Raw genomic sequence first — 1786 nt, forward strand, 5'->3', positions numbered from 1 at the left:
CCTCAAAACTAAACAAATTTTCGACAAGTGTGTAGGTTTCCGTAATATTCCTTAGAAAGGAGGTGATCCAGCCGCAGGTTCTCCTACGGCTACCTTGTTACGACTTCACCCTAATCATCTGTCCCACCTTAGACGGCTGGCTCCTAAAAGGTTACCTCACCGGCTTTGGGTGTTACAAACTCTCATGGTGTGACGGGCGGTGTGTACAAGGCCCGGGAACGTATTCACCGCGGCATTCTGATCCGCGATTACTAGCGATTCCAACTTCATGTAGGCGAGTTGCAGCCTACAATCCGAACTGAGAACGGCTTTAAGAGATTAGCTTAACCTCGCGGTCTCGCAACTCGTTGTACCGTCCATTGTAGCACGTGTGTAGCCCAGGTCATAAGGGGCATGATGATTTGACGTCATCCCCACCTTCCTCCGGTTTGTCACCGGCAGTCTCATTAGAGTGCCCAACTAAATGCTGGCAACTAATAATAAGGGTTGCGCTCGTTGCGGGACTTAACCCAACATCTCACGACACGAGCTGACGACAACCATGCACCACCTGTCATTCTGTCCCCGAAGGGAACGGCCTATCTCTAGGTTTGTCAGAAGATGTCAAGACCTGGTAAGGTTCTTCGCGTTGCTTCGAATTAAACCACATGCTCCACCGCTTGTGCGGGCCCCCGTCAATTCCTTTGAGTTTCAACCTTGCGGTCGTACTCCCCAGGCGGAGTGCTTAATGCGTTAGCTGCAGCACTGAAGGGCGGAAACCCTCCAACACTTAGCACTCATCGTTTACGGCATGGACTACCAGGGTATCTAATCCTGTTTGCTACCCATGCTTTCGAACCTCAGCGTCAGTTACAGACCAGAGAGCCGCTTTCGCCACTGGTGTTCTACCATATATCTACGCATTTCACCGCTACACATGGTGTTCCACTCTCCTCTTCTGCACTCAAGTTATCCAGTTTCCAATGCATTTCTTCGGTTGAGCCGAAGGCTTTCACATCAGACTTAAAAAACCGCCTGCGTTCGCTTTACGCCCAATAAATCCGGATAACGCTTGCCACCTACGTATTACCGCGGCTGCTGGCACGTAGTTAGCCGTGGCTTTCTGGTTAGATACCGTCACTAGGTAAACAGTTACTCTTACCTACATTCTTCTCTAACAACAGAGCTTTACGATCCGAAAACCTTCTTCACTCACGCGGCGTTGCTCCATCAGACTTTCGTCCATTGTGGAAGATTCCCTACTGCTGCCTCCCGTAGGAGTTTGGGCCGTGTCTCAGTCCCAATGTGGCCGATCACCCTCTCAGGTCGGCTACGTATCATTGCCTTGGTGGGCCTTTACCTCACCAACTAGCTAATACGCCGCGGGTCCATCCAAAAGTGACAGCTTACGCCGTCTTTCATTATCAAACCATGCGGTTTAACAAATTATGCGGTATTAGCACCTGTTTCCAAGTGTTATCCCCCTCTTTTGGGCAGGTTACCCACGTGTTACTCACCCGTTCGCCACTCATTATCTTCGGTGAGTGCAAGCACTCGGTGAAGATAATGCGTTCGACTTGCATGTATTAGGCACGCCGCCAGCGTTCATCCTGAGCCAGGATCAAACTCTCATATAAAAAGTTGATTGCTCTTATTGTTTTGTTACTTTTTGAAACTAGCGAATTGACTTCGCAAATGTTTGCTCTTAACTCTTAGTTAAGAGACCCTACACATTTGATTTGTCGAAAATTTGTTCAGTTTTCAAAGATCTACTTGGTTGCTTTTGACAACTTTTATATCATATCAA

General features: G+C 48.5%; 1 rRNA gene. It reads right to left on the reverse strand.

The features are described from left to right. Positions 1 to 55: 55 nt before the first annotated feature. Positions 56 to 1616, reverse strand: a 16S ribosomal RNA gene (locus AC1RP1_RS07510). Positions 1617 to 1786 lie beyond the last annotated feature (170 nt).

It is taken from the genome of Dellaglioa sp. CoH-56-MRSF-13, from assembly GCF_056782095.1.